The 6,239-nt window shown below is 51.8% G+C and carries 9 protein-coding genes; 7 read left to right on the top strand and 2 right to left on the bottom strand.

From position 1 onward, the window contains the following. The 3 genes from ACMHLI_RS05985 to ACMHLI_RS05975 form a co-directional block, all read left to right on the top strand. Positions 1-560, top strand: a 560-nt coding sequence (locus tag ACMHLI_RS05985; RefSeq protein WP_413528650.1) for a pyridoxal-phosphate dependent enzyme, incomplete at its 5' end; no start/stop codon positions are given. Further along, positions 560-1,366: a tryptophan synthase subunit alpha gene (gene trpA, locus ACMHLI_RS05980; protein ID WP_413528649.1), complete on the top strand. Its 807-nt coding sequence runs from the start codon at positions 560-562 to the stop codon at positions 1,364-1,366. The genes ACMHLI_RS05985 and trpA, both read left to right, overlap by 1 nt. Positions 1,367-1,594: 228 nt before the next feature. Further along, the gene (locus ACMHLI_RS05975) at positions 1,595-1,909 is read left to right on the top strand and encodes a BON domain-containing protein (protein WP_056780743.1); all 315 of its coding nucleotides are present in this window, start codon (positions 1,595-1,597) and stop codon (positions 1,907-1,909) included. Positions 1,910-1,972: 63 nt separating this feature from the next. On the opposite strand, the gene ompW is transcribed toward ACMHLI_RS05975, so the two are convergent. Then, positions 1,973-2,605, bottom strand: a complete 633-nt coding sequence (ompW, locus tag ACMHLI_RS05970) for an outer membrane protein OmpW (RefSeq protein WP_413528648.1) — start codon at positions 2,603-2,605, stop codon at positions 1,973-1,975. A 292-nt stretch (positions 2,606-2,897) separates the two neighbouring features. Between ompW and ACMHLI_RS05965 the strand changes: the two genes are divergently transcribed. The 4 genes from ACMHLI_RS05965 to yciA all read left to right on the top strand — a co-directional run bounded on the left by ACMHLI_RS05965 (position 2,898) and on the right by yciA (position 5,295). Next, positions 2,898-3,260 (top strand): YkgJ family cysteine cluster protein, encoded by a 363-nt coding sequence (locus ACMHLI_RS05965; RefSeq protein ID WP_413528647.1) that lies wholly within the window; start codon positions 2,898-2,900, stop codon positions 3,258-3,260. Between the two features lie 128 nt (positions 3,261-3,388). Further along, positions 3,389-4,141 carry a YciC family protein gene (locus tag ACMHLI_RS05960; RefSeq protein WP_413528646.1) on the top strand — a complete coding sequence of 251 codons (753 nt, stop codon included), beginning with the start codon at positions 3,389-3,391 and terminating at the stop codon, positions 4,139-4,141. 99 nt (positions 4,142-4,240) lie between these two features. Beyond that, the gene (locus ACMHLI_RS05955; RefSeq protein ID WP_413528645.1) at positions 4,241-4,780 is read left to right on the top strand and encodes a septation protein A; all 540 of its coding nucleotides are present in this window, start codon (positions 4,241-4,243) and stop codon (positions 4,778-4,780) included. Positions 4,781-4,854: 74 nt separating this feature from the next. After that, positions 4,855-5,295 carry an acyl-CoA thioester hydrolase YciA gene (yciA, locus tag ACMHLI_RS05950; protein ID WP_413528644.1) on the top strand — a complete coding sequence of 147 codons (441 nt, stop codon included), beginning with the start codon at positions 4,855-4,857 and terminating at the stop codon, positions 5,293-5,295. Positions 5,296-5,372: 77 nt separating this feature from the next. On the opposite strand, the gene ACMHLI_RS05945 is transcribed toward yciA, so the two are convergent. Beyond that, positions 5,373-6,104 (bottom strand): energy transducer TonB, encoded by a 732-nt coding sequence (locus ACMHLI_RS05945; protein WP_112165653.1) that lies wholly within the window; start codon positions 6,102-6,104, stop codon positions 5,373-5,375. Positions 6,105-6,239: the final 135 nt, after the last annotated feature.

Genomic DNA, 6,239 nt, shown 5'->3' with positions numbered 1-6,239 from the left:
CTAAAGTACAAATGCAGGAACGCGAAGGCTGTCTGCCGGACGCCGTTATTGCCTGCGTGGGCGGTGGTTCCAATGCGATCGGTATGTTTGCAGATTTCATCGAAGACACCAGCGTGAAACTGATTGGCGTTGAACCGGGTGGTCTGGGTATCGAAACCGGCCAGCACGGTGCGCCGCTCAAACACGGTCACGTCGGCATCTATTTCGGCATGAAAGCGCCGATGATGCAGACCTCCGAGGGTCAGATCGAAGAATCCTATTCCATTTCTGCCGGTCTCGATTTCCCGTCGGTCGGCCCGCAGCACGCCTATCTCAACAGCATTGGCCGTGCGGAATATGTCTCAATTACTGATGACGAAGCGCTGGAAGCCTTTAAAGAATTATCCCGCCACGAAGGGATTATTCCGGCACTGGAATCTTCCCACGCGCTGGCATATGCGCTGAAAATGATTAAGGAAACGCCGGAAAAAGAACAGATTCTGGTGGTGAACCTTTCTGGCCGCGGCGACAAAGATATTTTCACCGTACATGACATCCTGACTGCCCGGGGAGAAATTTAATGGAACGTTATCAGCAATTATTTAAGCGTCTGGAAAGCAAGAAAGAAGGCGCGTTTGTTCCTTTCGTCACGCTGGGCGATCCGGGCGTTGAGCTGTCCCTGTCAATTATTGATACGCTGATTGAAGCCGGTGCCGACGCGCTGGAACTGGGCATTCCGTTCTCCGATCCGCTGGCTGATGGCCCGGTCATTCAGAACGCCAACCTGCGCGCGTTTGCCGCCGGGGTTTCTCCGACCCAGTGCTTCAACATGCTGGCGCGCATTCGTGAAAAGCACCCGGACATTCCGATTGGCCTGCTGATGTACGCCAATCTGGTGTTCCACAACGGCGTCGAAACCTTCTATCAGCGCTGCGCTGAAGTAGGCGTCGATTCCGTGCTGGTTGCCGATGTGCCATTTGAAGAATCCGCGCCGTTCCGCGCCGCTGCATTGCGCCACGGTATCGCACCGATCTTCATCTGTCCGCCGAACGCTTCAGATGATTTGCTACGCGAGATTTCCTCTCACGGCCGTGGTTACACTTATCTGCTGTCCCGTGCCGGCGTGACCGGTACGGAGAAACGCGCACTGACGCCGCTGAACCATCTGGTCGATAAGCTGCGTGAATACCATGCCGCACCGCCGTTGCAGGGCTTTGGGATCTCCGAACCTTCGCAGGTGAAAGAAACGCTGGCTGCCGGCGCGGCCGGGGCGATTTCCGGATCTGCTACTGTGCGCATCATCGAAAACAATCTGCATCAGCCTTCCGAAATGCTGGCTCAGCTTTCCCGTTTCGTCAGTGAAATGAAAGCCGCCACCCGCGCGTAAGTGCAATAAACAGAACGTGAGGCGTCAAAATGCTCACGTTCTGTTTCTTTTTAATTTCTTACGATTTTTCTCCCTTCAAATATTTGTATAAAAGCCATCAATAAACCAAACTAAATTTACTCATCAAGCCTATGATTATTCGGGCTCTAACCGCATTGCTTGCGTGAGTTACCGTTTGTTCTACAGATCGTTTCTTTTGGTTTTATAACAAAGCATGGAGAGTTATTTATGAAGCTATTCAAAACCTTGTCCGCATTTTGCATGGCAGCCGTCGTCGTCATGGCCGTTGCCGCCTGTGCGCCAACAAAAAAATCAGAAGGAACCGGCGGTTATATCGATGACACCGTCGTGACCACCAAAGTGAAATCAGCCCTGCTGGCGGATAAAACCATCGCATCACGCGAAATCAGCGTCGAAACCTTTAAAGGTCGCGTTCAGCTGAGCGGCTTTGTAACGTCAACTGCGGATGCTAACCGGGCGGTTGAAGTGACACGCGGCGTGGCCGGTGTTCGCTCCATTGAGAACGACATGCGCCTTAAGTAAGGGCTGTCGGTTGTAGAAATGCGAAGAGGCGCCGGAGCGCCTCTTTTTTTACCTGACCAACAATCAGAAACGATAGCCGACGCCAAACATAAAGACCCACGGGTCGATCCGGGTGTTGATGTTTTGCTGCTCGCCACCGGCTTTGAATTTCACTTCAGTGTCGATATCCATCCACCACACTGACATGTTTATCAGCCAGTTGTCATCGAGGTTGTAATCAAGTCCAGCCTGCGTTGCCACGCCCCAGGAATCTTTCACGCTCAGATCGGACAACCCGGCATCGCGGCCCGTTTGGTTGAAATTGGTATCATAAAACGTGGTGTAGTTGATACCGATGCCGAGGTACGGACGCAGCTTGTCTTGCTTATCCCCAAAGTAGTACTGCGCCATTAATGACGGCGGCAGCTGTTTCACTTCGGCAATGGTCCCGGTGCTTTGAAGACCGACTTTGTGCTGGAACGGCGTGGCCGCCAGCAGTTCCATCCCGATGTTATCGGTGAACATGTAGCCCAGGGTCATCCCCATCTGCGTATTGTTATTAATATTAAACGAACCCAGTCCCAGAACGTTGTCGGACCCTTCGGTTGGCCGGACGGTGGCGGTACCTACACGAAAAATCACATCCCCTGCCTGATGTGCGCTCGCGACTGACGGAAATGCCGCTGCCGCGACCAATGCCCAATATGCTGCTTTCATTATCCCTTCCCTTTGTGTGGATTATATATTTGCCGCGCGAATGATACCTACTCTTTGGTATGGATTGATCATTGCGGGATCACATCTTTAAAACAAATTTACGGAAAAAGCATCTTTCTCAATCCGATCTAAATCTATAAAAACAAAGGAATTGATCTACATCAAAAACAGGGGGATTTGTTTATTTCTCAAATGCCGCGAATATCTGTTGCTTAAAAAAACGCCGCTGCGTACTTTGCTTATTCCTTGTAGTTTTGGTTTGCTGCCGTTAAGGAGTCGGTCACATCCCAAAATGAGCGAAATGAACAACCCTTGCATGACCTGTGGCGCATGCTGTGCGTATTTCCGGGTCTCTTTTTATTGGGCTGAATCTCAGGTCGCAGGTGGAGATATTCCGCTGGCGCTGACAGAGCAAGTCACTCCCTTTTTAAGCTGTATGCAAGGCACCAACAGCAAATCACCGCGCTGTGTCGCCCTTGAAGGGGAAGTCGGCCAGTCCGTTTCCTGTTCCATTTACCTCAACCGCCCTTCACCCTGCCGCGAATTCGATCAGTCAGGTCTGGACGGTATCGGCAATTCTGCCTGCGACCGCGCCCGTGCACATTACGGGTTACCTGCGCTGGAGATGAAATTACCGGTTCCTGATTGCAGTTAACACCAACGCGTTCAGGCAGCGATTCGTCACGCAAACTGACAGGAAGTCAGCGCAAACCTATCGGCGATCCCTATTTAAAGGTTACAATCGCCGTCTTATTGATTTTTGCTTTTTGCCAAGGAGCGTTCATGCCTATCACGGCCAGTACGTTGTACCGTGACAGTTTCAATTTTATGCGTAATCAGTTAGGTAGCATTTTGCTGCTGGCTGTCATGACCGCATTAATTACCGTCATCTTGAACCAGATTTTTATGCCGGGCAGCGATCAGCTGAGCCTGCTCAGCGCCGGTAGCGACGATTTGCTAAGTAATACCGGCATGAGCATTCAGGAGCTGGTACAGAGCATGTCCCCGGAGCAGCAGAAAGTGCTGCTTCAGGTGTCTGCGGCGGCGACGTTCTCTGCGCTGATCGGCAATGTACTGCTGGTGGGCGGGATGTTAGTTCTGCTGCAACAGGTTTCAGGCGGGATGCGCACCAGCGCTCTTCGCGCGCTCGGCGCAGCAGCACCGATCATGCCGCGTCTGTTCGGCCTGATGCTTCTCTGCACCCTGCTGGTTCAGCTCGGCCTGACGCTGTTCGTCGTACCGGGCATCGTGCTGGCGGTAGCGACATGCCTGTCACCGGTGTTGTGTGTGAATGAAAAACTCGGCGTTTTCAAATCCGTCAAAGTCAGCAGCAAGCTGGCCTTCGCCAATCTGCGCCTCATTGTTCCGGCCATCATGTTCTGGCTGGCAGCGAAAATGGTACTGCTGCTGGTGGTGAGCCGTCTGTCGATGATGTCCCCTGACGTCGCGGCGGTGATCCTCAGCGCGCTGAGCAACCTGGTTTCCGCGTTATTACTGATTTATCTGTTCCGTCTTTACACAAAATTACGCGTGTAATATTGATATGTTTTTTTAAAGGGCGCTCAGGCGCCCTTTTCTTTTGTCCGCGAAATGATTCCGGTATAGTCATCCCATACATAAAACATGGAATGAAGTATGAAGCAGCTCCTCGATTTTCTTCCCCTGATTGTCTTTTTTGTGGTTTATAAGCTTTACGACATTTTTGTCGCATCGGGCGCATTAATTGCTGCCACGGCACTGGCGCTGATCATCACCTGGGTGATGTATCGTAAAATCGAAAAAATGACGTTGATCACCTTCGCGATGGTGGCTGTTTTCGGCACCCTGACGCTGGTTTTCCATAATGACGAGTTCATTAAATGGAAAGTGACCGTGATTTACGTTCTGTTCTCCGGTGCATTGCTGATTAGTCAGCTGGTGCTGAAAAAACCGCTGATTCAACGCATGCTGGGTAAAGAACTGACCCTGCCCGATCACGTATGGAATAAACTGAACATCAGCTGGGCGATTTTTTTCCTGCTTTGCGGACTGGCCAATATCTATGTCGCATTCTGGTTGCCACAAAATATCTGGGTTAACTTTAAAGTCTTCGGTCTGACCGCGCTGACATTGGTCTTCACTCTGTTAAGCGGTGTATATATCTACCGGCATATGCCGGATGAAGAAAAAAAATAAGTCATCTCCTGCATGGGCCTTTCTTTGAAAGGCCTTAATTTTTGAAGTCATTGAACTGTGTGAAGCCACTCTTTATGAACGAAAAACATAGCTTACCCAATGGTGAAATGGTGCTGCGCACGCTGGCAATGCCTGCGGACACCAATGCGAATGGCGATATCTTCGGCGGTTGGTTAATGTCGCAGATGGATATGGGCGGTGCTATCCAGGCGAAGGAGATCGCCAAAGGTCGCGTTGTGACGGTTCGCGTGGACGGCATGACGTTCCTCAAACCGGTCGCCGTCGGTGACGTTGTGTGCTGCTATGCACGTTGCATCCGTACCGGCAACAGCTCCATCACCATCAATGTGGAAGTGTGGGTCAAGAAAGTCTCTTCCGAGCCTATAGGACAGCGTTACAGAGCCACCGAAGCGGTCTTCACTTATGTCGCCGTGGATGAAGAAGGCAAATCCCGCCAGCTTCCCGATGGACGCAGTAATTTCAGCGTCGATTCAGAAGGTGTGTCGCAGGATTAATTGTGCGATGTGATACATGAAAACAAAAAAGGTCGCCTGATGAGGGCGACCTTTTTTATTGCAGAAACGGCAGAGAATTACTCGACGGACGAACCGCCTTCTACTTTGAATACCAGATTGACCACCAGATTGCTGGCCGCTTTAGGCTCATAGCGCCACTTACGCATTGCCTGTTTCACTTCACGTTCAAACATATTGCGCGGTTCCGCAGAGAGAATACGCACGTTCTCCACGCGCCCGTCGCTGTCCACGTCAAACTGCACACGGACGCGGCCATCAATGCGTAGGGCAAGCGCACGCGCCGGATAGAACGGTTTGCCACGTTCAAGCGGACGCGGGCCGCTGGTGCTTTGCGTGTTGCTCGACGCTGGCGGCTGGCTGGCCGGTTTCGTCACTGGCTGATTGCTGGTCACCGGAGCCGTTTGCACAGTTTGCGTCGGTTTTTCTACCGGACGCTCAACGGGTTTTACCTTCGGCTTCACCACCGGTTTTTTAACCGGTTTCGGCTTAGGCTTCGGAGGTTCAGGGATCACCACTGCCTCTGGCGGCGGAGGCGGCTCTGGCACCACTTCCGGTTCCGGCTCAGGTTCGGGCGGTGTCGGCTCAGCCTGAGGTGGCGGCGGAGGTGGCGCAAAGTCAGCAGGATTGACCATCGTCACGCTCATGACCTTCTGTTCCTGCACTGGCAATTTGAGTGCGTCACTGACCGTGACGTACAGCACGGCGGCAATAACTACAGCATGTAAGCCGACGGAAAGTGCCACCGGCAAAGAAACCTTGCGAATAAACCTAAACTTTTTTAGCGGCATAATGATTCTTTTTCCCCGTGAAGCCGCAAGTTTAAATGTAAATAGCAATCATATTCAACACCGAGATGACAACTATTCTCAAATAACCTCTGACTTGATCCCGCGCAAAGCACTTTCTTCGGGCTTCAGGTTTAG

It is taken from the genome of Rahnella inusitata (genome assembly GCF_965118895.1).
Taxonomy (GTDB): Bacteria; Pseudomonadota; Gammaproteobacteria; order Enterobacterales; family Enterobacteriaceae; genus Rahnella; species Rahnella inusitata_A.
Note: the sequence above shows the minus strand (reverse complement) of the source record. Positions and strands in the feature narration are given on the sequence as shown.

Bases quoted from the DNA above. Each gene is read 5' to 3' on its own strand.
- ACMHLI_RS05960 (WP_413528646.1), top strand. From the start codon at position 3,389: ATGCCTATCACGGCCAGTACGTTGTACCGTGACAGTTTCAATTTTATG.
- ACMHLI_RS05955 (WP_413528645.1), top strand. From the start codon at position 4,241: ATGAAGCAGCTCCTCGATTTTCTTCCCCTGATTGTCTTTTTTGTGGTT.
- ACMHLI_RS05945 (WP_112165653.1), bottom strand. From the start codon at position 6,104: ATGCCGCTAAAAAAGTTTAGGTTTATTCGCAAGGTTTCTTTGCCGGTG.
- ACMHLI_RS05975 (WP_056780743.1), top strand. From the start codon at position 1,595: ATGAAGCTATTCAAAACCTTGTCCGCATTTTGCATGGCAGCCGTCGTC.
- ompW (WP_413528648.1), bottom strand. From the start codon at position 2,605: ATGAAAGCAGCATATTGGGCATTGGTCGCGGCAGCGGCATTTCCGTCA.
- ACMHLI_RS05965 (WP_413528647.1), top strand. From the start codon at position 2,898: ATGAGCGAAATGAACAACCCTTGCATGACCTGTGGCGCATGCTGTGCG.
- trpA (WP_413528649.1), top strand. From the start codon at position 560: ATGGAACGTTATCAGCAATTATTTAAGCGTCTGGAAAGCAAGAAAGAA.
- yciA (WP_413528644.1), top strand. From the start codon at position 4,855: ATGAACGAAAAACATAGCTTACCCAATGGTGAAATGGTGCTGCGCACG.